The 22,978-nt window shown below is 42.4% G+C and carries 35 protein-coding genes; 1 reads left to right on the top strand and 34 read right to left on the bottom strand.

Annotation, left to right across the window (positions count from 1 at the left end):
- Positions 1 to 10: 10 nt before the first annotated feature.
- From carA to rpsL, 34 genes are all read right to left on the bottom strand, one after another.
- Positions 11 to 1,114 carry a glutamine-hydrolyzing carbamoyl-phosphate synthase small subunit gene (gene carA / locus G395_RS0117545; protein WP_026631253.1) on the bottom strand — a complete coding sequence of 368 codons (1,104 nt, stop codon included), beginning with the start codon at positions 1,112 to 1,114 and terminating at the stop codon, positions 11 to 13.
- A gap of 152 nt (positions 1,115 to 1,266) precedes the next feature.
- Positions 1,267 to 1,842 carry a 50S ribosomal protein L17 gene (gene rplQ, locus G395_RS0117540; RefSeq protein ID WP_026631252.1) on the bottom strand — a complete coding sequence of 192 codons (576 nt, stop codon included), beginning with the start codon at positions 1,840 to 1,842 and terminating at the stop codon, positions 1,267 to 1,269.
- Between the two features lie 72 nt (positions 1,843 to 1,914).
- Positions 1,915 to 2,904, bottom strand: coding sequence for a DNA-directed RNA polymerase subunit alpha (locus G395_RS0117535; RefSeq protein WP_026631251.1), 990 nt, complete (start codon positions 2,902 to 2,904; stop codon positions 1,915 to 1,917).
- 124 nt (positions 2,905 to 3,028) lie between these two features.
- On the bottom strand, positions 3,029 to 3,634 hold the full coding sequence (rpsD, locus tag G395_RS0117530; RefSeq protein WP_026631250.1) for a 30S ribosomal protein S4: 606 nt from the start codon (positions 3,632 to 3,634) through the stop codon (positions 3,029 to 3,031).
- An 86-nt stretch (positions 3,635 to 3,720) separates the two neighbouring features.
- Positions 3,721 to 4,116, bottom strand: a complete 396-nt coding sequence (gene rpsK / locus G395_RS0117525) for a 30S ribosomal protein S11 (RefSeq protein ID WP_026631249.1) — start codon at positions 4,114 to 4,116, stop codon at positions 3,721 to 3,723.
- A 41-nt stretch (positions 4,117 to 4,157) separates the two neighbouring features.
- Positions 4,158 to 4,535 carry a 30S ribosomal protein S13 gene (rpsM, locus tag G395_RS0117520; RefSeq protein WP_026631248.1) on the bottom strand — a complete coding sequence of 126 codons (378 nt, stop codon included), beginning with the start codon at positions 4,533 to 4,535 and terminating at the stop codon, positions 4,158 to 4,160.
- Between the two features lie 5 nt (positions 4,536 to 4,540).
- Positions 4,541 to 4,657 (bottom strand): type B 50S ribosomal protein L36, encoded by a 117-nt coding sequence (ykgO, locus tag G395_RS31750; RefSeq protein ID WP_015813811.1) that lies wholly within the window; start codon positions 4,655 to 4,657, stop codon positions 4,541 to 4,543.
- 41 nt (positions 4,658 to 4,698) lie between these two features.
- Positions 4,699 to 4,917 carry a translation initiation factor IF-1 gene (infA, locus tag G395_RS0117515; protein WP_026631247.1) on the bottom strand — a complete coding sequence of 73 codons (219 nt, stop codon included), beginning with the start codon at positions 4,915 to 4,917 and terminating at the stop codon, positions 4,699 to 4,701.
- A 12-nt stretch (positions 4,918 to 4,929) separates the two neighbouring features.
- Positions 4,930 to 5,727, bottom strand: coding sequence for a type I methionyl aminopeptidase (gene map / locus G395_RS0117510; protein ID WP_026631246.1), 798 nt, complete (start codon positions 5,725 to 5,727; stop codon positions 4,930 to 4,932).
- A gap of 7 nt (positions 5,728 to 5,734) precedes the next feature.
- Entirely contained in the window at positions 5,735 to 7,048 is a 1,314-nt protein-coding gene (gene secY / locus G395_RS0117505) for a preprotein translocase subunit SecY (protein ID WP_026631245.1), read from the bottom strand.
- 60 nt (positions 7,049 to 7,108) lie between these two features.
- Positions 7,109 to 7,555 carry a 50S ribosomal protein L15 gene (gene rplO, locus G395_RS0117500; RefSeq protein ID WP_026631244.1) on the bottom strand — a complete coding sequence of 149 codons (447 nt, stop codon included), beginning with the start codon at positions 7,553 to 7,555 and terminating at the stop codon, positions 7,109 to 7,111.
- Positions 7,556 to 7,569: 14 nt separating this feature from the next.
- Entirely contained in the window at positions 7,570 to 7,749 is a 180-nt protein-coding gene (gene rpmD / locus G395_RS0117495; protein WP_026631243.1) for a 50S ribosomal protein L30, read from the bottom strand.
- A gap of 33 nt (positions 7,750 to 7,782) precedes the next feature.
- Positions 7,783 to 8,298 carry a 30S ribosomal protein S5 gene (gene rpsE, locus G395_RS0117490; RefSeq protein ID WP_026631242.1) on the bottom strand — a complete coding sequence of 172 codons (516 nt, stop codon included), beginning with the start codon at positions 8,296 to 8,298 and terminating at the stop codon, positions 7,783 to 7,785.
- A 14-nt stretch (positions 8,299 to 8,312) separates the two neighbouring features.
- A complete protein-coding gene (gene rplR, locus G395_RS0117485; RefSeq protein WP_026631241.1) occupies positions 8,313 to 8,666 on the bottom strand; it encodes a 50S ribosomal protein L18 in 354 nt (117 codons plus the stop codon).
- 44 nt (positions 8,667 to 8,710) lie between these two features.
- The gene (gene rplF / locus G395_RS0117480) at positions 8,711 to 9,268 is read right to left on the bottom strand and encodes a 50S ribosomal protein L6 (RefSeq protein ID WP_026631240.1); all 558 of its coding nucleotides are present in this window, start codon (positions 9,266 to 9,268) and stop codon (positions 8,711 to 8,713) included.
- A 21-nt stretch (positions 9,269 to 9,289) separates the two neighbouring features.
- Positions 9,290 to 9,688: a 30S ribosomal protein S8 gene (gene rpsH, locus G395_RS0117475; RefSeq protein ID WP_026350532.1), complete on the bottom strand. Its 399-nt coding sequence runs from the start codon at positions 9,686 to 9,688 to the stop codon at positions 9,290 to 9,292.
- A gap of 76 nt (positions 9,689 to 9,764) precedes the next feature.
- Positions 9,765 to 10,034: a 30S ribosomal protein S14 gene (gene rpsN / locus G395_RS31745; protein ID WP_084439692.1), complete on the bottom strand. Its 270-nt coding sequence runs from the start codon at positions 10,032 to 10,034 to the stop codon at positions 9,765 to 9,767.
- 26 nt (positions 10,035 to 10,060) lie between these two features.
- Complete coding sequence (gene rplE / locus G395_RS0117470; protein ID WP_026631239.1) at positions 10,061 to 10,621, bottom strand: 50S ribosomal protein L5; 561 nt, start codon at positions 10,619 to 10,621, stop codon at positions 10,061 to 10,063.
- Positions 10,622 to 10,690: 69 nt separating this feature from the next.
- On the bottom strand, positions 10,691 to 11,032 hold the full coding sequence (gene rplX, locus G395_RS0117465; RefSeq protein WP_026631238.1) for a 50S ribosomal protein L24: 342 nt from the start codon (positions 11,030 to 11,032) through the stop codon (positions 10,691 to 10,693).
- Between the two features lie 48 nt (positions 11,033 to 11,080).
- Positions 11,081 to 11,449, bottom strand: coding sequence for a 50S ribosomal protein L14 (rplN, locus tag G395_RS0117460; protein ID WP_026631237.1), 369 nt, complete (start codon positions 11,447 to 11,449; stop codon positions 11,081 to 11,083).
- A complete protein-coding gene (gene rpsQ, locus G395_RS0117455) occupies positions 11,450 to 11,713 on the bottom strand; it encodes a 30S ribosomal protein S17 (RefSeq protein WP_026631236.1) in 264 nt (87 codons plus the stop codon).
- A 15-nt stretch (positions 11,714 to 11,728) separates the two neighbouring features.
- Positions 11,729 to 11,923 carry a 50S ribosomal protein L29 gene (gene rpmC / locus G395_RS0117450; protein WP_026631235.1) on the bottom strand — a complete coding sequence of 65 codons (195 nt, stop codon included), beginning with the start codon at positions 11,921 to 11,923 and terminating at the stop codon, positions 11,729 to 11,731.
- Between the two features lie 36 nt (positions 11,924 to 11,959).
- Complete coding sequence (gene rplP / locus G395_RS0117445) at positions 11,960 to 12,391, bottom strand: 50S ribosomal protein L16 (protein ID WP_026631234.1); 432 nt, start codon at positions 12,389 to 12,391, stop codon at positions 11,960 to 11,962.
- Positions 12,392 to 12,435: 44 nt separating this feature from the next.
- Positions 12,436 to 13,287: a 30S ribosomal protein S3 gene (gene rpsC, locus G395_RS29670; RefSeq protein WP_035361634.1), complete on the bottom strand. Its 852-nt coding sequence runs from the start codon at positions 13,285 to 13,287 to the stop codon at positions 12,436 to 12,438.
- Between the two features lie 19 nt (positions 13,288 to 13,306).
- On the bottom strand, positions 13,307 to 13,696 hold the full coding sequence (gene rplV / locus G395_RS29665; protein ID WP_035361631.1) for a 50S ribosomal protein L22: 390 nt from the start codon (positions 13,694 to 13,696) through the stop codon (positions 13,307 to 13,309).
- Between the two features lie 53 nt (positions 13,697 to 13,749).
- The gene (gene rpsS, locus G395_RS0117430; RefSeq protein ID WP_026631233.1) at positions 13,750 to 14,028 is read right to left on the bottom strand and encodes a 30S ribosomal protein S19; all 279 of its coding nucleotides are present in this window, start codon (positions 14,026 to 14,028) and stop codon (positions 13,750 to 13,752) included.
- Between the two features lie 9 nt (positions 14,029 to 14,037).
- Positions 14,038 to 14,862 (bottom strand): 50S ribosomal protein L2, encoded by an 825-nt coding sequence (gene rplB / locus G395_RS0117425; RefSeq protein WP_026631232.1) that lies wholly within the window; start codon positions 14,860 to 14,862, stop codon positions 14,038 to 14,040.
- 38 nt (positions 14,863 to 14,900) lie between these two features.
- Positions 14,901 to 15,188: a 50S ribosomal protein L23 gene (gene rplW, locus G395_RS0117420; protein WP_026631231.1), complete on the bottom strand. Its 288-nt coding sequence runs from the start codon at positions 15,186 to 15,188 to the stop codon at positions 14,901 to 14,903.
- A 2-nt stretch (positions 15,189 to 15,190) separates the two neighbouring features.
- Positions 15,191 to 15,820 (bottom strand): 50S ribosomal protein L4, encoded by a 630-nt coding sequence (gene rplD / locus G395_RS0117415; protein WP_026631230.1) that lies wholly within the window; start codon positions 15,818 to 15,820, stop codon positions 15,191 to 15,193.
- A gap of 5 nt (positions 15,821 to 15,825) precedes the next feature.
- Positions 15,826 to 16,446, bottom strand: coding sequence for a 50S ribosomal protein L3 (rplC, locus tag G395_RS0117410; RefSeq protein WP_026631229.1), 621 nt, complete (start codon positions 16,444 to 16,446; stop codon positions 15,826 to 15,828).
- 279 nt (positions 16,447 to 16,725) lie between these two features.
- Positions 16,726 to 17,031, bottom strand: a complete 306-nt coding sequence (gene rpsJ / locus G395_RS0117405) for a 30S ribosomal protein S10 (RefSeq protein ID WP_026631228.1) — start codon at positions 17,029 to 17,031, stop codon at positions 16,726 to 16,728.
- Between the two features lie 141 nt (positions 17,032 to 17,172).
- Complete coding sequence (gene fusA / locus G395_RS0117400; RefSeq protein WP_026631227.1) at positions 17,173 to 19,293, bottom strand: elongation factor G; 2,121 nt, start codon at positions 19,291 to 19,293, stop codon at positions 17,173 to 17,175.
- 225 nt (positions 19,294 to 19,518) lie between these two features.
- A complete protein-coding gene (gene rpsG / locus G395_RS0117390; RefSeq protein WP_026631226.1) occupies positions 19,519 to 19,986 on the bottom strand; it encodes a 30S ribosomal protein S7 in 468 nt (155 codons plus the stop codon).
- Between the two features lie 118 nt (positions 19,987 to 20,104).
- The gene (rpsL, locus tag G395_RS0117385) at positions 20,105 to 20,518 is read right to left on the bottom strand and encodes a 30S ribosomal protein S12 (protein WP_026631225.1); all 414 of its coding nucleotides are present in this window, start codon (positions 20,516 to 20,518) and stop codon (positions 20,105 to 20,107) included.
- A gap of 358 nt (positions 20,519 to 20,876) precedes the next feature.
- On the opposite strand from rpsL, the gene G395_RS0117380 reads away from it, so the two are divergent.
- Positions 20,877 to 22,898: a CHU_0125 family OmpA-like outer membrane integrity protein gene (locus tag G395_RS0117380; RefSeq protein WP_026631224.1), complete on the top strand. Its 2,022-nt coding sequence runs from the start codon at positions 20,877 to 20,879 to the stop codon at positions 22,896 to 22,898.
- The last annotated feature ends 80 nt before the right edge of the window (positions 22,899 to 22,978 follow it).

The raw sequence follows: 22,978 nt of genomic DNA, 5'->3' as shown, positions 1-22,978 counted from the left end.
TTCGATATTTTCAGCTTGCTCTTAACAATTTAATAAATTCATCAAACAGATAGCGGGAATCGTGCGGACCTGGTGATGCTTCGGGGTGATACTGCACCGAGAATGCAGGATAATCCTTTCTGCGAATTCCTTCAATTGTTTTATCATTCAAATTCACATGCGTGATTTCAATGTCAGGATGGTTTTCAATTTCATCCGGATTCACCGCGAAACCATGGTTTTGAGAAGTGATTTCGCAGAATCCTGTGATCAGGTTTTTCACCGGGTGGTTCAACCCGCGGTGACCGTGGTGCATTTTATATGTATTAATCCCGCTCGACAATGCCAGCAGCTGATGTCCCAGGCAAATTCCGAAAAGCGGCTTGCTTGTCTTGATCATCTGGTTCACACTTGCAACCGCGTAAAGCATTGCAGCCGGGTCACCAGGACCGTTGGATATAAAGAATCCATCAGGCTGCCAGGCCATTACTTCTTCAAAAGGCGTTTTTGCAGGAAAAACTTTGCAGTAACATCCTCGTGAAGTAAGGTTTTTCAGGATGCTTTTCTTAATTCCATAATCCATCACTGCAATCCTGAACTGGCTGCCGGTTTCTTCTCCTACGTAGTAAGCGCTTTCTGTCGTTACTTCAGAAGACAATTCCAAGCCATCCATCGATGGAATTTTTTTCAATTCGGCCATCAATTCCTTTTCATTCAGGATTTCGGAGGAAATGATCGCATTCATTACGCCTCTTTGTCTTACGTGGCGCACAATGTGTCTTGTGTCGACGTTACTTACGCCCACGATGTTGGCCCGTTCAAAATATTCCTGTAATGAGAAATCAGCAGTGTCTCGGGAATAGATTGGAGAGAATGTGTTACAAACCATCCCGCGGATCTTCACCGAAGCCGATTCTTCCTCGTCTTCCAGCTGAACTCCGTAGTTGCCGATGTGCGAGTTGGTGTTAACAATGATTTGACCATAGTAGGAAGGATCGGTATAAATTTCCTGATATCCTGTCATACCTGTATTAAAACAAATTTCCCCGCCGGTGGTCCCGCTTATTCCCAAAGCAAGTCCTCTATAAGCTGTCCCGTCTTCAAGTAATAACAGAGCTTCCTTTTTTTGACCCATTTTATTGCTAAATCTATTGTTTGTCAAATTATGTTGAGCGAATTGCCCGGGTATTTTTAAACTGCGGTGCAAAATTATAAAATTTTACCCATAAAAAAGGGTTAAACGAAACGTTCAACCCTTTTCCATATATTCTTAATGACTATCCAAAACTATTCCTTTTCAGTAGTAGGTGCTGGTGAATCATTATCTCCAGCTGTTTCGTCAGCAGCAGGCTCGTCATTTACGGGTTCTGCTTCTGCAACCACAGGATGATCTTCTTTTTTAACAGGAGCAGCTGCGGCTACTTCTGAGCCTTCTTTTTTCGCTCCACCTCTTCTGCTACGTCTTGTTTTTGCAGGTTTGTCGGCATTAGCAAGAAGCAATGCGTCGTTGAAATCTACAAGTTCGATCAGTGCCGTTTCAGCAGCATCGCCAAGTCTGTTTCCAAGCTTAATGATTCTTGTGTAACCACCTGGGCGAGATGCAATTTTGTCAGAAACAACGCCAAAAAGTTCTTTTGTTGATTCTTTATCATTCAGATAAGAGAAAACAATCCTTCTGTTGTGAGTAGAATCTTCTTTGGCGCGGGTTAGCAAAGGCTCAACGTATTTACGAAGTTCTTTCGCTTTCGCTAATGTTGTTTCAATTCTCTTGTGGATAATCAATGAAGAAGCCATGTTTGAAAGCATCGCCTTGCGGTGAGATGCTGTTCTTCCCAAATGATTATCTTTCTTACCGTGTCTCATTGTTTTGTTGTTTAGTTGCTTCGAGCGGCGGCTAGCGCGCTACAGAATACAGACTTATTATGGAATTATTTATCAATCTTCGTCCAAACGGTATTTGGCAACATCCATTCCAAATGTGAGTTGTTTGTCAGCTACAAGCTGTTCCAACTCAGTAAGAGATTTTTTACCAAAATTGCGGAATTTCATCATGTCTGAAATTTCAAGTCTAACCAGATCACCAAGTGATTTTACGTCAGCTGATTTCAAACAGTTGTACGCACGTACAGAAAGATCAAGCTCAGACAATGAAGTCTTAAGCAGTTTTCTCATACGCAACATTTCTTCATCCACCTGATTGTCTTCTTCTGCTTTCTGCTTCTCAAACGTCATTGTTTGGTCAGAGAACAACATGAAGTGTTGAATCAAAATGTTTGCAGCACCTTTCAATGCATCCTCAGGGTGGATAGAACCATCTGTCTGGATATCAATTAAAAGACGCTCGTAATCTGTACGTTGTTCTACCCGTGTATTTTCAACACTGTATTTAACGTTTTTAATTGGCGTATAAATAGAATCCACTGCGATGTATCCGAACGGCAACTCGTTTGCACGTGGCTCATCAGCAGGAACGTATCCTCTTCCTTTGTCCAAAAGCAGTTCCATTTCGAACTCTTTCTGGTCATCAATATGGCAAATAACCTGATCCGGGTTCAAAACTTCAAAAGCGTTGGTAAACTTGCCAATGTCGCCAGCTGTGATAACGGATACATTTTTAAGGTTTACAACGATTCTGCTTTCGTTCAGATCAGAAACTTTTTTAAAACGAACCATTTTAAGGTTCAGGATGATTTCTGTTACATCCTCAACTATACCTTCGATAGAAGAAAATTCATGAAGAACACCAGGGAACTTCACGCTCGTAATGGCATAACCCTCCAAAGATGAAAGAAGTATTCTACGTAATGCATTACCAATGGTTACGCCGTACCCTTTCTCTAAAGGCTTAAACTCAAACAACCCGTGAAAGTCGTCTGCTTTTTCCATGACGACCTTATCAGGCATTTGGAAAGCTAATATTGACATAGTCCTTGCTCCTTTTATAGTAGTAAATGATAGTTGATCACGCTACCGTTACCTTTGCGATCGCAAAATTGCCGTTACCGGCTAAAAGCACGCCTGGTAAACTAGGCGTGCTGTAATATGAAGATTATTTAGAATACAATTCAACGATAAGCTGCTCGTTGATGTTTTCCGGGATTTGCTCGCGTTCCGGGAAGGTTACAAACTTACCTGTCAATTGCTGACCATCCCACTCCAACCAGTTGAATCCTTTTGAGCTGTGACCAGCAAGGCTTTCTGAAACTGATTCAAGAGACTTGGATTTCTCACGAACTGTAACGATTTGTCCAGGACGAAGAGAATAAGAAGGGATGTTTACAATTTCACCATCAACAAGGATATGTTTGTGGGAAACCAGCTGGCGTGCAGCACGTCTGGTTGGAGCGATGCCTAAGCGGTAAACTGTGTTATCAAGACGAGCTTCGCAGTATTTCAAAAGGTTTTCACCAGTGATACCTTCTTTAACCGAAGCTTTTTCGAATAGATTACGGAATTGTCTTTCAAGAATACCGTAGATGAATTTCACCTTCTGCTTTTCCATCAATTGCAAAGCATACTCTGATTTTTTAGAGCGGCGACCCTTTCCATGAACTCCTGGAGGGTAATTTTTCTTTGCAAGCGCTTTGCTTGGGCCCATGATGGGTTCTCCGTAACGTCTTGCAATCTTAGATTTGGGACCTGTATAACGTGCCATTAAAAACTTGTTGTTTTACTTAAATTGATTAAAAACCATTCTGTAACCCCAGTGTCCAAATTACGAATGGGCATTCAAATTGAATACTATACTCTCCGACGTTTTGGAGGACGACAACCATTGTGTGGAAGCGGAGTAATATCTCTGATCGTTGTTACCTCGATTCCAGCATTCTGGATGGTACGGATCGCAGACTCACGGCCTGATCCCGGTCCCTTAACGAACACCTCAGCTTTACGCATTCCCAGGTCGAAAGCAACCTGAGCACAGCTTTGAGCAGCTGTTTGTGCAGCATACGGAGTGTTCTTTTTAGAACCACGGAAGCCCATTTTACCGGCAGATCCCCAGGAAATTACCTGGCCGTTGTTATTTGTGATAGAGATGATAATGTTGTTGAAAGAAGCCTTGATGTGTACCTGACCCACCGACTCTACAACTACAACTCTCTTTTTAGCTTTATCTTTTCTTTTATTTTGTGCCATTGCTTATGGATAGAAATGTGGTTTTACCCACCGCTCACTGATTATTTAGTAGCCTTTTTCTTGTTCGCGATTGTTTTGCGTTTACCCTTACGAGTACGAGAGTTGTTCTTTGTCCTTTGTCCGCGCAATGGTAAACCTTTACGGTGACGAAGACCTCTGTAACAAGCGATATCCATTAAGCGCTTAATGCTCAGTTGAACTTCTGATTTAAGTGCACCTTCTACTTTATATTCACCTGCTATAACCGCGCGAACTGCACCTGACTCTTCATCATTCCAGTCAATCACCTTCTTATTGATGTCAACTCCTGCTTTTTCCAGAATTTTTTTCGCTGAACTGCGTCCAATTCCGAAGATATAAGTTAGTGAGATTTCGCCCCTTTTACGGTCGGGAATATCAACTCCTGAAATACGTGCCATAATGATTAACCTTGTCTTTGTTTATACCGTGGGTTCTTCTTGTTAATAACATACACTTTACCCTTTCGGCGTATAACCTTGCAGTCCTCACTGCGTTTCTTTACTGATGCTTTGACTTTCATCTCGAATGTTACTTGTTGTTAATAATGAGGTGATCTTCTCCTTATTTGTACCGGTAAGTAATTCTTGCCTTTGATAAGTCGTAAGGAGACATTTCCAACTTAACACGGTCGCCCGGTAATATCTTTATATAGTGCATTCTCATCTTTCCCGAAATGTGCGCAATAACTTCATGCTTATTCTCTAAAATCACACGAAACATTGCATTGGAAAGCGCTTCTAAAATTACTCCGTCTTGTTCGATTGATGCTTGTTTTGCCATTCGTAGCGTTAATTACATTACTTCAACCATAAGGCTGGTGTTGGCCGTCACTTTTTCTATATAATCGAATGTTGTCAGAATTTCGGCTTTGCCTTTACGGACAACAACCGTATGCTCAAAATGAGCTGAATATTTTCTGTCACTTGTTCTGATTGTCCATCCATCCCGCTCTTGCATTACTGTCTTTACTCCTAGGTTAATCATAGGCTCAATCGCAAGAACCATTCCCTCTTTTAACCGAATCCCTTTACCTCGTTTTCCGTAGTTTGGCACTTCTGGGCTTTCGTGAAGATCTCTTCCCACTCCGTGTCCTACTAATTCCCGGACAACCGTGTATCCTCGTTCCTCAACATAACTCTGAACCGCAAATCCTACATCCCCTATCCTGAGTCCGTCAACCGCTTGTTCAATGCCTTTGTATAACGACTTTTTCGTTGCAGTCAACAATTTCATAACTTCCGGCTTCACCTCACCAACAGGGTAAGTATAAGCACTATCACTATGAAACCCATTTAATTTAACTCCGCAATCAATCGAAACTATATCACCTTCTTTCAATGGGTAGTTTCCAGGTATTCCATGAACAACCACTTCATTTACAGATATACAAAGTGATGCCGGAAATTTATTAAATCCCTTAAAAGAAGGGATGCCACCGTTATCTCTAATATATTCTTCTGCTACCACATCGAGTTTATTTGTAGTTACACCTGGCTTAACCCATAATGCAACCTCAGCATGCGCTTTACCTAAAACCTGCGCACTCTGTTTGATCAACTCAATCTCCTCCTCCGTTTTTAAATAAATCATTGCAATATCAGATGGCGACGCTCTCAGTTCTGCCAGTTACACGACCAGATTTCATCAGGCCTTCGTATCTGCGCATCAAAAGATAACTTTCAATTTGTTGAAGCGTATCCAAAACAACGCCAACCATAATAAGCAAGGATGTTCCTCCGAAGAAATGTGCAAAGTCGGTAGACACTCCTAACAGACTTGCAAATGCAGGCAATATTGCAACAAGGGCAAGCATTAATGATCCAGGGAAAGTAATTCTATCTAAAATCGAACTGATATATTCAGATGTCTGCTGACCAGGTTTTACCCCAGGAATAAACCCACCACCCCTCTTCATATCGTCAGCAATCTGCTGCGGATTTACCGATATCGCGGTATAGAAGAATGTAAATACAATGATTAAAAACGCAAACAGCAAATTGTATTGCCAAGTGGTATAGTTTGCAAAAATCGTAGCAACATTACTTGCGAAATCACTCTTCTCAGCAAAGTAGGACGCTCCTAGCGAAGGAATAAACATCAACGCTTGTGCAAAAATAATCGGCATCACACCAGCTGCGTTCAACTTCAAAGGCAAATATTGACGTTGTCCGCCCATTACACGGCTACCAACAACTTGCTTTGCATACTGAATAGGTATTCTGCGAACCGCTTGTGTAAGCATTACGGCACCCATGATCACAAAGTAAAGCGCAACGATTTCAAGTACAGTGATCAAAATTCCACCGCTACCGCGAGATACAAACTCTTTGTAGATCGCGCCTGGGAATCTTGAAACAATCCCGATCATTATCAGCATGGAGATACCGTTACCGATCCCTTTATCCGTAATTCTCTCGCCCAGCCACATGCAGAACATTGTTCCAGCGGTCAAGACGAATACAGATGAAATAGAAAAAAGGCTTCTGGAAACCAATAAAGCCTCATCAGGAACAGTAGTATTCAAATAAGCAGTCCCCTGAACCAACGTAACCACAATTGTAAGCACCCTAGTGATCTGGTTCAGCTTCTTACGACCAGATTCTCCCTCCTTTTGCATCTTTTGGAAATATGGCAAAGCCATTGTCAAAAGTTGAATAGCAATAGAGGCTGAGATATAGGGCATAATACCCAATGCAAAAATCGAGGCCTTGCTGAACGCACCTCCTAAAAAGGTGTCCAGAAGGCCTAACAGTCCCTGAGTGGAAACATTCATTTGATCCGGTTCAACGCCGGGCAAAGCCACGTAAGACCCCAAACGGAAAATCGTTATAAACAAAAGAGTGTTGAGAATTCGCGTTCTCAACTCTTCAATTGCAAATATGTGTTTTATAGTCTCTAAAAATCGTTTCATGTCGTGGGCTTACAATAGCTATTTGTTATAAACAACTTGTGCTTAATGCAAACAGCAAAATTATAGTTTAACCGCTTTGCCTCCTGCCTTTTCAATCGACTCAATTGCAGCCGCAGAAAAACCATTTGCCTGAACTTCGACAGCCGCTGAAATTTCGCCTCTATTCAAAATCTTTACAAGGTCTTTCTTTGCACACAAGCCGTTTTCACGAATAAGATCCAACGTAATTACAGAAGCATTTGTTTTTTCGGCAAGAGCCTGAATAGCGTCCAGATTAAGCGCTTTGAATTCAACTCTGTTAATGTTGTTGAACCCGAATTTAGGCAGACGTCTTTGAAGAGGCATTTGTCCACCTTCAAAACCTACCTTACGGCTATAACCAGAACGAGATTGTGCTCCTTTATGTCCACGTGCAGCTGTTCCACCTTTTCCAGATCCCTGACCACGTCCAACACGCTTTCCTGTTTTTACAGATCCAGCAGCTGGTTTTAATGAACTAAGATTCATACTTGAAATATATGTTAGATTTCCTCTACTTTAATTAGATGGCTTACCTTACGGATCATACCCGCTATGGCGTCGCTATTTTCCTTCTCAACCGTTCTGTTCAACTTACCAAGACCTAAGGCCTTAATGGTAAGCTTTTGTCTTTCGGGACGATCGATTGTGCTTTTTACTTGTGTAATACGTACTTTTGACATGATCACTCAGAGATAAGGGAATAATCCGGAGGACTATCCGTTGAATACTTTGTCCAATTTAACACCGCGCTGAAAAGCAACCTGATGAGGAGCTCTCATTTTCAATAAAGCATCAATTGTTGCCTTAATTACGTTGTGAGGATTTGAAGATCCTTTAGACTTAGCAAGTACATCTTTGATACCAGCACTTTCTAGTACGGCACGCATTGGTCCACCAGCAAGAACTCCTGTTCCGGGCGCAGCTGGCTTGATCAATACAAAACCTCCGCTGAATTTACCTTCCATCTGGTGAGGAACAGTATGTTTAAGCATTGGAACTTGAATTAGATTCTTCTTAGCGTCATCAATGCCCTTCGCGATTGCATCCGTAACTTCGTTTGCTTTGCCAAGTCCGTATCCTACAACACCGTTTCCATCACCCACAACGACGATAGCCGAAAAGCTAAAACGACGACCACCCTTTACTACTTTTGCTACCCGATTGATCGCAACTACGCGTTCTTTCAAGTCCGATTCGTTAACCTTTGAAGGTTTTGTATTTGTAGACATAGTCTTTGTTATACTTAGAATTTCAGGCCACCCTCACGAGCTCCTTCGGCCAATGCTTTTACTTTACCATGATACAAATATCCGTTTCTGTCAAAAACAACAGTCTGGATACCTGCTTCTTGTGCCTTTTCAGCAATTTTTTTACCAACCTGGAGAGCAGTGTCAACGTTAGCGTTTTCTTTTCTTCCACCAAGGTCTACTGATGATGCGCTCGCGAGCGTTACACCATTTATATCATCTATAATTTGCGCATAAATGCTGGTGTTAGAGCGGAAGACTGATAATCTCGGACGCTCAGAACTACCTTTCACTTTCTTGCGAATGTGATATTTAAGGCGTTGTCTTCTATCTGCTTTTGCGGTAGCCATTTTCAAACTTGTCTTACTTGTTTATAAACTAATTCCGTGACTTACTACTTTTTAGAAGCAGATTTTCCAGCCTTACGACGAACAACCTCACCGACAAAACGAATACCTTTTCCTTTGTAAGGCTCAACCTTACGCAATGATTTGATTTTCGCTGCAACCGATCCTATCAGTTCCTTGTCAATTCCTTCTAAAATAACTTTGGGATTTTGTCCCTTTTCGGAAGTCGTTGTAAGCTTGATCTCTTCCGGAATAGCCATAAAAATATTGTGAGAATAACCCAATTGCAATTCCAGCACATTATTTGCTGCACTTGCCTTGTAACCCACACCAATAATCTCTAACTCTTTCTTGTATCCGGCATCTACTCCGATCACCATATTGTTGATCAAAGATCTGTACAAGCCGTGCAGCGCTTTGTGACGCTTCTGCTCAGTTGGACGACTTACTTTAAGTTCACTGCCTTCAATTTCAACGCTGATATCGCTATCAACTGTCTGATGCAGTGTACCCTTTGGTCCTTTTACTGATACTACATTACCTTCTGCAACTGATACAGAAACACCTGCCGGCAAAACGATAATTTTATTTCCTATACGTGACATTTCCTGAATAACTTTTAAATATTAATACACGAAACATAACACTTCCCCGCCAACATTAAGCGTTTTAGCTTCCTTATCAGTCATTACACCCTTAGAGGTTGAAATGATGACAGTTCCTAAACCACCCAATACGCGTGGTAATGTTGATGAACCTGAATATTTACGAAGTCCAGGCTTACTAACCCTCTCCAATTTCACAATTGCAGATTGCTTTGTCACAGGATTGTATTTCAAAGCTATTTTGATTACACCCTGAGGACCTACTTCGTCAAATTTATAACTCTGAATATACCCTTTATCAAAAAGTACCTTAGTTATTTCTTTTTTAATGTTGGATGCAGGTATCTCAACAACCCTGTGCTTCGCTTTGATAGCGTTTCTGAGTCTCGTCAGATAATCTGCTATGGGATCCGTTAACATTTTTATGCCTAGTTTAAACACCCCTTTGAAACGGGAGTGCAAAGTTAAGTAATTGAAATCAGAATTGAAAGTATTCTTACCAACTTGATTTTGTAACACCCGGAATCTTGCCGTCAGAAGCCATATCCCGGAAACAAACTCTGGAAATTCCAAATTTCCGCATATAACCCCGAGGTCTTCCCGTGATCTTGCACCTGTTATGCAAACGTACAGGAGAAGAGTTACGTGGTAATTTATCTAAACCAACCCAATCACCAGCAGCTTTCAATTTCGTCCGCTTTTCAGCAAACCTAGCTACTAAGGCTTCTCTTTTTCTCTCCCGTGCTTTAACTGATTCTTTTGCCATTGTCGGTAAATATCTTATATTAAGAATTATCCTTGTTTGTTCGCATTTGTAAATGGCATACCCAATGCCTTCAACAATTCATAACTTTCTTCGTCAGAATTGGTAGAAGTGACAAATGTGATATCCATACCGGTAATTTTATTTACCTTTTCTATACTAATCTCAGGGAAAATGATTTGCTCTTTAACACCGAACGTATAATTTCCGCGTCCGTCAAATCCTTTATCACTGATACCTTTGAAGTCTCTAACCCGAGGCATTGCAATTGCAGTCAAACGGTCAAGAAACTCATACATACGATCGCCACGAAGTGTAACCTTAGCTCCAATCGGCATGTTTTCACGCAACTTGAAGTTCGAAACCGCTTTCTTGGAAATTGTAGCGATTGCTTTTTGACCAGTGATCTGGCTCAATTCCTCAACACCAGTGTCAACCAGTTTTTTGTCTGCTACTGCTGCACCAATTCCTTTGTTAATAACGATCTTTGTCAAACGAGGAACTTGCATCACTGACTTGTACTGAAATTTATCTTTCAGCTGCGAAACGACTTCGCTCACATACTTTTCTTTTAATCTCGGCTGTGCCATTTTGAAGATATTATTGTGGATTACCGACCCACCGTTTATATTCTATTCCAGTTCAATACGAACAGGGAATTACAAAATATTTCCTGTCTTTTTAGAAAAACGCTGAAGCTTTCCTTTGTCATCAGCTTTGCGACCAGTTCTGGTTGCTTCGCCAGTTTTAGGATCAACTACCATCAGGTTACTAATGTGAATTGCACCTTCACGCTTTTCAATGCTTCCTTGTGGAGTTTGTGCATTAGGCTTAACATGCTTTGTAATCATGTTTACCCCTTCAACAACAGCTCTGAGCTTTTCAATATCCACCTTCTTGATAACACCAGTCTCGCCTTTTGCATTGCCTGAGATTACCTTTACAGTATCTCCAGTGCGAATGTGCAACTTAGCTGGTGCTTTTTTATTTTTGCTTTCCATTTTAGATATTCTCTTATCAGTTCAAAGAAATACTAGAGTTTTGATTTCTTACAACACCTCAGGTGCCAATGAAACGATCTTCATGAATTGCTTTTCACGCAATTCCCGTGCAACCGGTCCAAAGATACGAGTACCACGAGGCTCGTCGTTGTTGTTTAACAAAACAGCCGCATTATCTTCAAATCTGATGTAGGTTCCATCTTTGCGGCGTACTTCTTTTTTTGTACGAACCACAACGGCTTTCGAAACCGTTCCTTTTTTCATGTTGCTCGAAGAAAGAGCGGACTTAACTGTTACGACGATTTTATCGCCTACTGAGGCATAGCGTTTGCCAGTTCCGCCAAGTACACGAATTACGAGTACTTCTTTTGCGCCGCTGTTGTCTGCTACCGACAGTCTTGATTCTTGCTGTACCATTTACTTAGCTCTTTCAAGGATTTCTACTAATCTCCAACGCTTACTTTTACTAAGCGGACGTGTTTCCATCACGCGGATCGTATCACCGATGCCCACCTGATTGGTTTCGTCATGCACCATAAGCTTGGTAGTTTTAGTCATAAACTTACCATACTTGGCATGCTTCACTTTACGCTCCACAGTGATCACGCAGGATTTCTCCATTTTGTTGCTCACTACTTTGCCAACTCTTTCTTTACGTAAATTTCTTTCTGTTGCCTCCATAATTTCTAAACTGATTTACTGTTGGTTACTTTTAGCCGACAGCTCGGTTAAGAGTTTTGCAATTTCCTTACGCGAGGTACGAATACGCAAAGGGTTTTCAATTGGTGAAATCGCATGTGCGAACTTCAACCGTAACAAGCGCTCCCGCTCCTGGGCGATCTGCTCTTTAAGTTGATCCTGCGACAGATCCTTAATTTCTTTACTAGTCATTGCTTTAAATAATTAGCGTTCTTAATAACATTCGGGTTAATTCGCTTCTTGATAATCCCGACGTACCACGAACTTGGTTTTGATTGGCAACTTTTGTGCGGCCAAACGCAATGCTTCGTTAGCGGTATCTAATGTAACACCAGTGGCTTCGAAGATGATCGTTCCCGGCTTAACTGGTGCAACCCAATATTCAGGAGCTCCTTTACCCTTACCCATACGAACTTCCGCTGGCTTCTTAGTAATTGGCTTGTCAGGGAATACACGAATCCAAACTTGCCCTTCGCGTTTCATCGCTCGAGTTACTGAAATACGTGCTGCCTCAATTTGACGTGCGGTTAACCAACCTGGTTCAAGCGCTTTGATAGCAAAAGAACCAAATGCGATTTCATGTCCGCGAGTAGCCAAACCATTGTATGAGCCCTTGCCTTTTTGTTGCTTGCGAAATTTTGTCCTTTTCGGCTGTAACATGATTTTAATCTATTTGACCCGATACGAAATCGGAAAATGTCTGATTACTTCTTCTTATTTCTATTGTTGGTGTTGCCGCCAGCATTGCGTTTGCGACGATCCGCTTCGCTTCCGCCGCCACCGCCTTCACCACGAGGTGCTCCACCATCACGGCCACCGCCTCTGCGATCTCTTCCGCCACGGTCATTGCCGCCACGATCATTACCGCCAGATGCACTTCTTTCTGCTCTGTCAGATGCTGCTGTTGCCGCACTTGGAGTCAAATCTCTCTTGCCGTAAAGCTCTCCTTTGAAGATCCATACTTTAATACCGATTTTACCATAGATCGTTTGTGCTTCTGAGATTGCGTAATCGATGTCAGCTCTCAATGTATGCAAAGGAATACGTCCCTCTTTGTATTCCTCAGTACGGGCCATTTCGGCTCCACCAAGACGTCCAGCAAGACGGATTTTAATTCCCTGTGTTCCAACCCGCATAGCAGAAGCGATTGATTGCTTCATTGCTCTACGATAGGAGATACGAGCCTGAAGTTGTTGTGCGATTGCCTCGCCTACCAATTTCGCGTCGATTTCAGGACGTTTGATCTCATAAATGTTGATCTGAACGTCTTTGCCTGTGATCTTTTTAAGCTCTTCTTTGATTTTATCAACCTCGCTACCACCTTTTCCAATTACAATACCCGGACGGGCAGTGTGGATGGTCAATGTGATACGTTTCAATGTTCTTTCGATAACTACTTTTGAGATCGATCCTTTTGGGATACGTGCTTTGATGTAGTTACGGATTTTCTCGTCTTCAACTAATTTATCAGAGAAGTCTTTTCCTCCATACCAACTTGACTCCCATCCTCTAACAATTCCTAGTCTCAGACCTATAGGATTAACCTTTTGTCCCATTCGATATAGATCGTTTTACTTATGATTCGGTGATTACTGATTGTTTGTCTGCGCTTGCGATAGAAGCAGAAGCATCGTCAATCACGATTGTGATATGGTTCGAACGCTTACGGATTCTGTGTGCTCTTCCTTGCGGTGCAGGGCGCAAACGCTTTAACATACGTCCACCGTCAATAAATACGGTTTTGACAATAAGATCAGCGTCTTCCAGCTTCGCATCTTCGTTCAGTTGTTGCCAGTTAGCAACTGCAGAAAGTAAAACTTTGTGCAAAACCGGTGAAGAAGCTCTCGGTTGAAACTTTAATAGTGCCAACGCCTTGCTGACCTTTTGTCCGCGAATCATGTCGGCTACTAACCTCATTTTGCGAGGAGAAGTAGGCACATCTTTTAATATAGCTCTTGCTTCCATGTTCTTTCAGATATAGGCTCGTTCCTGTGACAGAACCAGCTATCGTCGACTAATTATTTTCTACCTTTATCTTTTTTTGCAGTGTGGCCACGGAAGTTACGTGTAGGAGAAAACTCTCCCAGTTTGTGACCAACCATATTTTCAGTTACATACACAGGAATAAACTTGTTTCCGTTATGCACCGCGAATGTATGCCCGATAAAATCCGGCGATATCATTGAGCGTCGTGACCAGGTCTTGATTACTGATTTCCGAGAGGCGCTGTTCATCACAGTCACTTTATTCTCAAGACGAAAATCGATATATGGTCCTTTTTTTAATGAGCGTGCCATGTTATACTATTATTTTTTACGACGGCTGATAATCAATTTCTCAGAATGCTTGTTGCGATCACGAGTCTTAAGTCCTTTTGAGAACTGTCCGTTTCTAGATCTAGGCTGGCCCCCTGATGAGCGACCTTCACCACCACCCATTGGGTGATCGACTGGGTTCATGGCAACACCACGAACGCGTGGACGACGACCTAACCAACGACGACGACCTGCTTTTCCTAATGCAACATTCATGTGACTTGCATTAGAAACCGTTCCAACTGTTGCGATACAAGTTGAAAGAATCATACGCATTTCGCCAGATGGCATTTTCAAAACAGCGTATTTTCCTTCTCTCGCTACAAGCTGTGCATAAGCTCCTGCACTCCTCGCAAATTGACCACCTTTACCAGGCGTCAATTCGATATTGTGAACGATTGTACCAATTGGCATAGAACCTAGTGGAAGAGCATTACCAACTTCCGGTGCTACTGAACTGCCTGAAACAATTACTTGTCCCACTTTCAGTCCGTTTGGTGCAATCACATATCTTTTTTCTTCATCTTCAAACTGCACCAACGCAATACGCGCCGAACGGTTTGGATCGTATTCAATTGAAATTACTGTGGCCGGCGCATCGAAACGATTTCTTTTGAAATCAATTACACGATACTTTCTTTTATGCCCGCCACCTATATGTCGCATGGTTCTGTGTCCCTGGCTATTACGACCACCTGTTCTTTTAATGGTTTCCAGAAGACTCTTTTCAGGTTTCGCTGTTGTAATCTCCTCGAATGTAGGAGCGGAGCGGAAACGCTGACCAGCACTTGTCGGTTTTAATTTTTTAACTGCCATTTGCTATTAACTCGTCAAAGATTTGAATCGCTCAACTATTATGCTTCACCGTAGATATCGATAATTTCACCTTCAGCCACCGTTACGATAGCCTTTTTGATAGTTGAAGTTTTTCCACTTACAAACTTACCACCCGATGTACGGGATTTGCTTTTACCAATGCTGCGCATTGTATGAACGCTCTCTACGGTAACCCCGAACAGTTTCTCAATAGCCTTTTTGATCTCTACTTTATTAGAAGTAAGGGCTACTTCGAAGGCATACTTTCCTTGACCACCCTGAGCCGTTACCTTTTCGGTTATAATCGGACGTTTCAGTACACTCATGATTATTTGTTCAATTGGGTTTCCAAAATAGACAGAGCAGATTCACTTATCAAAAGACGGTCTGCATACATCAGGTCATACGTGTTGACCGCGTCCACTGTCGTAACTCTTGCTTTTGGAATGTTACGGCTTGACAGATATACATTGCTGTCAACAGATGGAAGAATAAGAAGTGTTTTGGTGTTCACCAATGCAAGTGAGTTCAAAACATTCAAATAAGATTTAGTTTTTGGCGCATCAAATGAGAACGCTTCAAGAACTGAAATCGAATCAGATTTCGCCTTTGCAGAGAAAGCTGACTTACGAGCCAAAACTTTAACTTTTCTATTGATCTTGAAACCGTAGTCACGAGGTCTTGGTCCGAATATACGACCACCACCTACAAACACCGGAGATTTAATGCTACCAGCACGAGCTCCACCAGTTCCTTTTTGTTTCTTGATCTTACGTGTAGAGTGATTAACTTCTGCACGTTCTTTTGACTTGTGTGTTCCCTGACGTTGGTTAGCCAAGTATAACTTCACATCGAGATAGATCGCGTGCGTATTAGGTTCGATGCCAAAAATTTCTTCAGACACACTTACCTTCTTGCCGGTATCTTCTCCTTTTATATTTAATACGGACAGTTCCATCGGTGCTATTTCTCAATGATTAGAAATGAATTCTTTGAACCAGGTACTGAGCCACTAACAACCAGAAGGTTCTGCTCAGGGATCACTTTCAGAATACGTAAATTCTGAATTTTTACACGATTGTTACCCATGCGTCCACCCATGCGAATGCCTTTAAATACACGTGATGGGAATGAACAAGCACCAATCGAACCTGGGTGACGCGCTCTGTTGTGCTGACCGTGTGTCTGACCACCAACCCCTGCAAAACCGTGGCGCTTTACAACACCCTGGAAACCGCGGCCTTTGGCAGAACCAACTACGTCGACAAACTCGCCTTCTTCAAAGATATCCGTAACAGATAATGAAGTTCCAAGTTCATGCTCCACTTCAAATTCCTTAAACTCAACCACTTTTTGTTTGGGAGTTGTACCGGCTTTCTTGAAGTGACCAATCATAGGCTGGGAAGAACTTTTCTCTTTCTTTTCACCAAAACCTAACTGAATAGCTTTATAGCCATCCTTTTCTTCGGACCTAACTTGTGTAACAACACAAGGACCAGCTTGAATTACAGTACATGCCAGAGCCTGCCCGTCAGCATTGTACAAACTAGTCATTCCGATTTTCTTACCAATTAAACCAGACATGTTTTGAAATTAAAATTAGCAGGTAAAGACCCTTATTCTTTAAAACGGACTGCAAAGGTATGAAATCAAATTCACGCATCCTAGCAGCCTTAAAATATTTCTCGCTGATAATCAGCAAAAAAGGTCAGATGAATTAAACCATCTGACCTCGTTTTTGAGAACTGGCGAATGATGCATTAAATGCACGAACATTCGGCTGTTTTCTGAGCTCAGATGTGGTTTCCGGAAACGGACCTTCATCCAATTTATGTCTTGGCTTAACTAAATAAGCCCTTATTACTATACTTTGATCTCTACGTCAACACCGCTTGGCAATTCAAGCTTCATCAGTGCGTCAACAGTCTTTGCACTTGTTGAGAAAATGTCTACTAAACGTTTGTAAGTACAAAGCTGGAATTGCTCACGTGACTTCTTGTTAACGTGTGGGGAACGAAGAACAGTGAATTTCTCAGTTTTAGTTGGCAAAGGAATCGGACCGCTAACAATAGCACCAGTTGCCTTTACAGCTTTAACGATTTTCTCAGCTGACTTATCAACCAGATTGTGGTCGAAAGAGCGAAGTTTAATACGGATTTTTTGATTCATCTTATTTTATTATTTCCGGTTCTAAGAATACTTGAACGAAACGAGTTTCGACAATCCACAGGCGAAAGAACCATTTACTTCGCCAGCTTCTATATAAAAATGATCCGTTACCAGCGTCTGCTGATAGCGGATCAGATCAATTTAAGCTTTAACCAAACCTTTTGCCTTTTCAATCACTGCTTCTGCAATATTGTTAGGAACGATTTCATAGTAAGCGAATGTCAAAGAAGCAGTTGCGCGACCGGATGACATCGTACGCAGATCAGTAACATAACCGAATAATTCAGATAGAGGCACATCCGCTTTGATAACTTGCGCACCATTGCGTGAATCCATTCCTCTCATGATACCACGGCGACGGTTAAGGTCACCTGTGATTGGTCCTGTGTATTCATCAGGCGTAAGAACTTCAACGTGCATGATCGGCTCCATCAATTTAGAACCTGCATGACGTGCTGATTCTTTGAAACCAATCTTAGCAGCCAATTCAAAAGACAATGCATCTGAATCGACGTCGTGGAATGATCCGTGGAACAAACGCACTTTCATCGAATCCAACGGGTAACCTGCCAAAGCTCCGTTAACCATTGCTGCTTCAAATCCTTTTTGAACCGGAGCAATGAATTCGCGGGGGATAGCACCACCCACAACTTCATTTACGAATTGAAGACCCACTTTTGGTTCTTTTCCTTCTTCGTTATCATCACGTGGTCCGATTTCGAATACGATATCGGCAAATTTACCACGACCACCTGTTTGTTTCTTATAAACCTCGCGGTGTTCGAATTTCTTCGTAAGAATCTCTTTGTAAGCAACCTGAGGAGCTCCCTGGTTTACTTCCACTTTGAACTCACGACGCATACGGTCGATAATAATTTCAAGGTGAAGCTCGCCCATTCCTTTGATAATGGTCTGGCCAGTTTCTTCGTTACTTTCAACTTGAAGTGTTGGATCTTCTTCGATCAGTTTAGTGATTGCTTTCGAGAAGTTATCGCTGTCAGCAGCTTTCTTAGGCTCGATTGCATATCCGATTACCGGCTCAGGGAATACCATTGATTCAAGAACAATTGGGTTCTTTTCATCTGACAATGTGTCCCCAGTCTTAATATCTTTAAAACCTACAACAGCTCCAATATCACCCGCTTCAAGTCTGTCAATTTGGTTTTGCTTGTTAGCGTGCATCTGGAAGATACGAGAGATACGCTCTTTGTTTCCTGAACGATTGTTCAATACATAAGAACCTGAATCAAGGATACCAGAATAAGATCTGATAAAGCAAAGACGACCTACATAAGGGTCAGTCGCGATTTTGAATGCAAGTGCACAGAAAGGATCTTTTTCAGATGGCTGACGGCTGATCTCGTTTCCTGTACGTGGGTCAGTTCCGATGATGCTTTCACGATCCAATGGTGAAGGCAAGATAGCCATCACGTAATCAAGCATCGTCTGAACACCTTTATTCTTGAATGAAGAACCGCAAACCATCGGAACGATTTTCATGCTGATCGTCGCTGCACGAAGAGCTGCAAGAATTTCGTCTTCTGAGATCGAATTAGGATCTTCAAAATATTTCTCCATCAAAGTGTCGTCGAACTCGGCAACAGCTTCAAGCAATTTCTCTCTCCACTCCGTTGCTTCTTCAAGCATATCATCAGGAATAGGCACCTCAGTGAAGGTCATTCCTTTATCTGCTTCATTCCACTCGATTCCACGGAAGTTAACCAGGTCAACTACACCGCGGAATGTATCTTCTGCACCGATCGGCAATTGAAGAGGAACAGCGTAGCTGCCCAACATTTCTTTCACCTGTGCACAAACTTTCAAGAAGTCTGCACCTGAACGGTCCATTTTATTTACGAAACCGATACGGGCTACATTATAGTTGTTAGCCAGACGCCAGTTTGTTTCAGACTGAGGTTCAACACCATCTACTGCGCTGAAAAGGAAAACAAGACCATCCAATACGCGAAGAGAACGGTTTACTTCAACTGTAAAGTCAACGTGTCCCGGTGTATCGATAATGTTGATATGGTAATTTTCATCACGATACTTCCAACCAACTGTTGTTGCGGCAGATGTAATGGTAATACCACGCTCCTGCTCCTGCTCCATCCAGTCCATTGTAGCAGCACCATCATGTACTTCTCCAATTTTGTGGCTTACCCCTGCGTAGTAAAGGATACGCTCTGTTGTGGTTGTTTTACCGGCATCGATGTGCGCAGCAATACCAATATTCCTTGTTAATCTTAGATCACGTGCCATGACAGATGGTGATGTGTTATTTTATATTCGATGTGCAATTCACTCAGAAGCAATTTGAACTCAAAGAGGATGGCGAAAACGCACTACTTCCAAAAATTCAGAGCGCAAAAGTATCAATTGTTGATTATAAAAACAATTATGTAAAGGTTAAATTTCAGAAAAATCTCAAATAAAAATCGGAAGCCCGGGTAAACCGAACTTCCGATCATTTAATATTTCGCTGATCTAGAATCTAAAGTGGGAGAACGCTTTGTTGGCATCTGCCATACGGTGCGTATCATCTTTCTTTTTAACAGCAGCTCCTTCACCCTTTGCAGCGGCAATGATCTCACCTGCAAGGCGATCCACCATTGTTTTCTCTCCACGCTTACGGGAATAGTTGATCAACCATTTCATTCCCAAAGACTGCTTACGCTCAGGACGAACTTCGGTTGGAACCTGGAAAGTTGCACCACCTACACGACGGCTTTTTACTTCCACAGACGGAGTTACATTGTTCAATGCTTTTCTCCAGGTTTCAAGACCACTTTCGCTAGTCTTCTTCTCAACGATCTCTAATGCATCGTAGAAAATAGTGAATGCAATGCTCTTCTTTCCTTCAAACATCAGGTTGTTAACGAACTTGGTAACCTGAACGTCCCTGAACTTTGGATCAGGAAGGATATATCTTTTCTTTGGTTTCGACTTTCTCATTTTAACTTAAAATTTTACACGAGGTTTCGTTTTGCAACTTATTCACCCAGGCCAGAAGCGCTGGATTACTTCCCTTTTATCAGATTAATTCCTTAATAAAAGCAGAGAGAGTTACTTTTTATTTCTTTTTACCTTTTGTTGGTGCTGCTGCAACTTGTCCTGGTTTTGGACGCTTAGCACCATATTTCGAACGACGTTGTTTACGGCCGTTCACACCAGCTGTATCCAATGCACCACGGATAATGTGGTAACGCACACCTGGTAAATCTTTCACACGACCACCGCGGATCAAAACGATCGAGTGCTCCTGCAGGTTGTGGCCTTCTCCTGGGATGTAGGCATTCACCTCCTTATTGTTTGAAAGACGAACACGAGCTACTTTACGAAGCGCTGAGTTCGGTTTTTTAGGCGTTGTCGTGTACACCCTCGTGCACACACCCCTACGCTGAGGGCAAGAATCCAAAGCCGGTGACTTTGATTTCCATGTAATGGTCTCTCTACCTTTACGGACTAATTGTGAAATAGTTGGCATTTAACAAATTGATTTTGATCTGGTTAATGCACCAGTCTATTGTTTTGAAAACAGTTTTCCCGAAAAATCGGACTGCAAAAGTAACAGTCTCACATTGATTTACAAAACGTTACTTTCTTTTTTTCCAAAATCCGTTTGAACAAATAAGCATTATAATGCCAAAATGCAGGACGAACATGCTTATATTGCTCAGCGCATCCCTGCCAAACGATTAACAGGCTTGATTTTAGCCCAAAGAAGAATAAATAAAAATCTTGGCCTCTCATATCCGGAATTTTATTTCCAAACGTTGTTTATTAGTATTGTTTATCAAAAACCCAGTGTGCGCGTCAAATCATTTGATTTTATACTTTACATTATGAAACTTTCCCGGCGTTACTTTACCCTCGTAGTTAGCCTCTTTACTATATGTGCTTATTTATCCGGCTGTAACTCAGCCATGCAGGCCTACAAAGACGGGCAAAAGAAATTTGAAAACGGTGAATATGATCTGGCTATAAAAGCATTTGAAAAGGCTGCCGGTGCGAATATAGAGCCCGTGCAAACCGATTACCTGATTGCCGAATCCTATCGCTTGTCCAACCGTTATAAAGAATCCATTCCTTTTTATAAGAAAGCCATTGATGCCGGTATCAATAAGCCTGATGCCAGGTTTCAGTATGCCTATGCATTGAAAACGGCTGGCCAGTATGAAGAAGCGTCCAACCAGTTTGCTTCCTATGCCAAGGACACTGCGGGCGTTCAAAGTTTGCAGGACAGAGCATTGCGTGAAGTTGAGATTCTTAAGATTGCGGATCGCTTGCGTACAACAAAGATGGAGGTGGAAGCCAAAGCAATCCCGCTCAACACGCCCGGATCTGAATTTTCACCAACCATATTAGGCAACGAACTCGTTTTTTCTTCTTCCAAAAAAGAAAAGGTTTACAAAAACAATGGCCAGCCGATGCTGGGGCTTTACAAGGTTTCAGTTTCAGAAGATGCGGGTGCTACACAAGGCACGCCGGTTTTGCTAAGCAATGATATCTTTGATGCGGACGCTAATGAGGCCTCGCCCGCATTTTCTCCGGACGGAAAGACATTGGTGTTTGCACGTGGCAACACAGGCAAGAAAAACGGCGCTGTGGATGTAGATCTGTATTTAAGCCGCAATGTGAACGGACAGTGGACTACGCCCGCCATTTTACCTATCAATGATTCACTGGCCTGGGACGGTTCGCCTGCTTTTTCCCGTGATGGCAAAACGTTGTATTTCGCTTCAAACCGTGCTGGCGGCGCCGGCGGGATTGACCTTTACCGCACCAATATGGATGCATCGGGCCGGTTCAGCAAGCCTGTAAATATGGGCAAAGACATTAATACAGCTGGTGACGAGATGTTCCCTTACGTTGCCGAAGGCGGAAAGCTCTATTTTGCTTCGGATGGTCATCCGGGGCTTGGAAAGCTGGATCTTTTCTCAGCGACGCGGACACAGGGCGTTATTTCGATTGAAAATTTAGGTTTGCCGTTTAACAGTCCTCAAGATGATTTTGGGCTTGTATTTTATAAAGACCTGAACAAAGGTTTCTTCTCTTCCAACCGTGAGGGCGGCAAAGGCGATGACGACATTTATTATTTCTCCGGACCGGAAGAAGAGGACAGCACTACAATTGCTAAAAACAACGATCCGAACGATCCATTGAATCCCAACAATCCAAAATACATTAATGGTAAGCCAAAAGTTGTAAGATATTTCCTGGCTGGAAATGTAATTGCCAACGGAACATCGACGCCGATCGATTCTGCAATCATTCGCATTCTGCCAGACACCTCTGATACTGAAATTGCGCAGTTGCCTTCCAATTCAGAAGGGAAATTTGGCAAACAGCCTGTTGAAGAAGGCAAGTCGTACAGCCTTTTGGTTCAGCGCAAAGGATTTATCAGCAAACGCGAGCCATTTTCGATGGACGGTCGTTCGATCCCTCCAATCTTTCTGACCAAAGAATTAACTGACACCACATTCAATGTGACGATCAAGCTGGATAAGCTGGAATTGAACAAAACATTTGTTCTCGAGAACATTTATTACGATTTGAACAAATACAACATTCGCCCGGATGCGGCTATTGAGCTGGATAAGCTCGTGCAGATCCTGAAAGATAATCCGACGATGAAAATCGAGCTTAGCTCTCACACGGATGCGCGTGCAACGGACGCCTACAACATGACTCTTTCACAAAACAGGGCAGAATCGGCTGTGACATATCTCAATACAAAGGGAATAGATGCCGACCGAATGGTTGCCAAAGGTTACGGCGAGCGCGAGCTCATTATTCCGAATGCAAAAACCGAGGAAGAACACCAGCGCAACCGGAGAACGGAATTCACGATCCTGAGTTACTAACATTTGCCAAATATTATAGAAGCCCGGTCCCGGCAATGCCCTGGACCGGGCTTCTTTTGTTATGCCCAGGTTCAAATTTT

Source organism: Dyadobacter alkalitolerans DSM 23607 (assembly GCF_000428845.1).
Classification (GTDB): domain Bacteria; phylum Bacteroidota; class Bacteroidia; order Cytophagales; family Spirosomataceae; genus Dyadobacter; species Dyadobacter alkalitolerans.
The sequence above is the reverse complement of the archived record's forward strand: the minus strand, read 5'-3'. Positions and strand labels throughout refer to the sequence as shown.

Excerpts from the sequence above, each read along its gene's own strand:
- carA (WP_026631253.1), bottom strand. The coding sequence starts at position 1,114 with ATGGGTCAAAAAAAGGAAGCTCTGTTATTACTTGAAGACGGGACAGCT.
- rplQ (WP_026631252.1), bottom strand. The coding sequence starts at position 1,842 with ATGAGACACGGTAAGAAAGATAATCATTTGGGAAGAACAGCATCTCAC.
- G395_RS0117535 (WP_026631251.1), bottom strand. The coding sequence starts at position 2,904 with ATGTCAATATTAGCTTTCCAAATGCCTGATAAGGTCGTCATGGAAAAA.
- rpsD (WP_026631250.1), bottom strand. The coding sequence starts at position 3,634 with ATGGCACGTTATACAGGTCCCAAATCTAAGATTGCAAGACGTTACGGA.
- rpsK (WP_026631249.1), bottom strand. The coding sequence starts at position 4,116 with ATGGCACAAAATAAAAGAAAAGATAAAGCTAAAAAGAGAGTTGTAGTT.
- rpsM (WP_026631248.1), bottom strand. The coding sequence starts at position 4,535 with ATGGCACGTATTTCAGGAGTTGATATTCCCGACCGTAAAAGGGGCGAA.
- ykgO (WP_015813811.1), bottom strand. The coding sequence starts at position 4,657 with ATGAAAGTCAAAGCATCAGTAAAGAAACGCAGTGAGGACTGCAAGGTT.
- infA (WP_026631247.1), bottom strand. The coding sequence starts at position 4,917 with ATGGCAAAACAAGCATCAATCGAACAAGACGGAGTAATTTTAGAAGCG.
- map (WP_026631246.1), bottom strand. The coding sequence starts at position 5,727 with ATGATTTATTTAAAAACGGAGGAGGAGATTGAGTTGATCAAACAGAGT.
- secY (WP_026631245.1), bottom strand. The coding sequence starts at position 7,048 with ATGAAACGATTTTTAGAGACTATAAAACACATATTTGCAATTGAAGAG.
- rplO (WP_026631244.1), bottom strand. The coding sequence starts at position 7,555 with ATGAATCTTAGTTCATTAAAACCAGCTGCTGGATCTGTAAAAACAGGA.
- rpmD (WP_026631243.1), bottom strand. The coding sequence starts at position 7,749 with ATGTCAAAAGTACGTATTACACAAGTAAAAAGCACAATCGATCGTCCC.
- rpsE (WP_026631242.1), bottom strand. The coding sequence starts at position 8,298 with ATGTCTACAAATACAAAACCTTCAAAGGTTAACGAATCGGACTTGAAA.
- rplR (WP_026631241.1), bottom strand. The coding sequence starts at position 8,666 with ATGGCTACCGCAAAAGCAGATAGAAGACAACGCCTTAAATATCACATT.
- rplF (WP_026631240.1), bottom strand. The coding sequence starts at position 9,268 with ATGTCACGTATAGGAAATAAAATTATCGTTTTGCCGGCAGGTGTTTCT.
- rpsH (WP_026350532.1), bottom strand. The coding sequence starts at position 9,688 with ATGTTAACGGATCCCATAGCAGATTATCTGACGAGACTCAGAAACGCT.
- rpsN (WP_084439692.1), bottom strand. The coding sequence starts at position 10,034 with ATGGCAAAAGAATCAGTTAAAGCACGGGAGAGAAAAAGAGAAGCCTTA.
- rplE (WP_026631239.1), bottom strand. The coding sequence starts at position 10,621 with ATGGCACAGCCGAGATTAAAAGAAAAGTATGTGAGCGAAGTCGTTTCG.
- rplX (WP_026631238.1), bottom strand. The coding sequence starts at position 11,032 with ATGGAAAGCAAAAATAAAAAAGCACCAGCTAAGTTGCACATTCGCACT.
- rplN (WP_026631237.1), bottom strand. The coding sequence starts at position 11,449 with ATGGTACAGCAAGAATCAAGACTGTCGGTAGCAGACAACAGCGGCGCA.
- rpsQ (WP_026631236.1), bottom strand. The coding sequence starts at position 11,713 with ATGGAGGCAACAGAAAGAAATTTACGTAAAGAAAGAGTTGGCAAAGTA.
- rpmC (WP_026631235.1), bottom strand. The coding sequence starts at position 11,923 with ATGACTAGTAAAGAAATTAAGGATCTGTCGCAGGATCAACTTAAAGAG.
- rplP (WP_026631234.1), bottom strand. The coding sequence starts at position 12,391 with ATGTTACAGCCGAAAAGGACAAAATTTCGCAAGCAACAAAAAGGCAAG.
- rpsC (WP_035361634.1), bottom strand. The coding sequence starts at position 13,287 with ATGGGACAAAAGGTTAATCCTATAGGTCTGAGACTAGGAATTGTTAGA.
- rplV (WP_035361631.1), bottom strand. The coding sequence starts at position 13,696 with ATGGAAGCAAGAGCTATATTAAAAGATGTGCCTACTTCTCCTCGCAAA.
- rpsS (WP_026631233.1), bottom strand. The coding sequence starts at position 14,028 with ATGGCACGCTCATTAAAAAAAGGACCATATATCGATTTTCGTCTTGAG.
- rplB (WP_026631232.1), bottom strand. The coding sequence starts at position 14,862 with ATGGCAGTTAAAAAATTAAAACCGACAAGTGCTGGTCAGCGTTTCCGC.
- rplW (WP_026631231.1), bottom strand. The coding sequence starts at position 15,188 with ATGAGTGTACTGAAACGTCCGATTATAACCGAAAAGGTAACGGCTCAG.
- rplD (WP_026631230.1), bottom strand. The coding sequence starts at position 15,820 with ATGGAACTGTCCGTATTAAATATAAAAGGAGAAGATACCGGCAAGAAG.
- rplC (WP_026631229.1), bottom strand. The coding sequence starts at position 16,446 with ATGTCTGGTTTAATTGGTAAGAAAATCGGAATGACTAGTTTGTACAAT.
- rpsJ (WP_026631228.1), bottom strand. The coding sequence starts at position 17,031 with ATGAATCAAAAAATCCGTATTAAACTTCGCTCTTTCGACCACAATCTG.
- fusA (WP_026631227.1), bottom strand. The coding sequence starts at position 19,293 with ATGGCACGTGATCTAAGATTAACAAGGAATATTGGTATTGCTGCGCAC.
- rpsG (WP_026631226.1), bottom strand. The coding sequence starts at position 19,986 with ATGAGAAAGTCGAAACCAAAGAAAAGATATATCCTTCCTGATCCAAAG.
- rpsL (WP_026631225.1), bottom strand. The coding sequence starts at position 20,518 with ATGCCAACTATTTCACAATTAGTCCGTAAAGGTAGAGAGACCATTACA.
- G395_RS0117380 (WP_026631224.1), top strand. The coding sequence starts at position 20,877 with ATGAAACTTTCCCGGCGTTACTTTACCCTCGTAGTTAGCCTCTTTACT.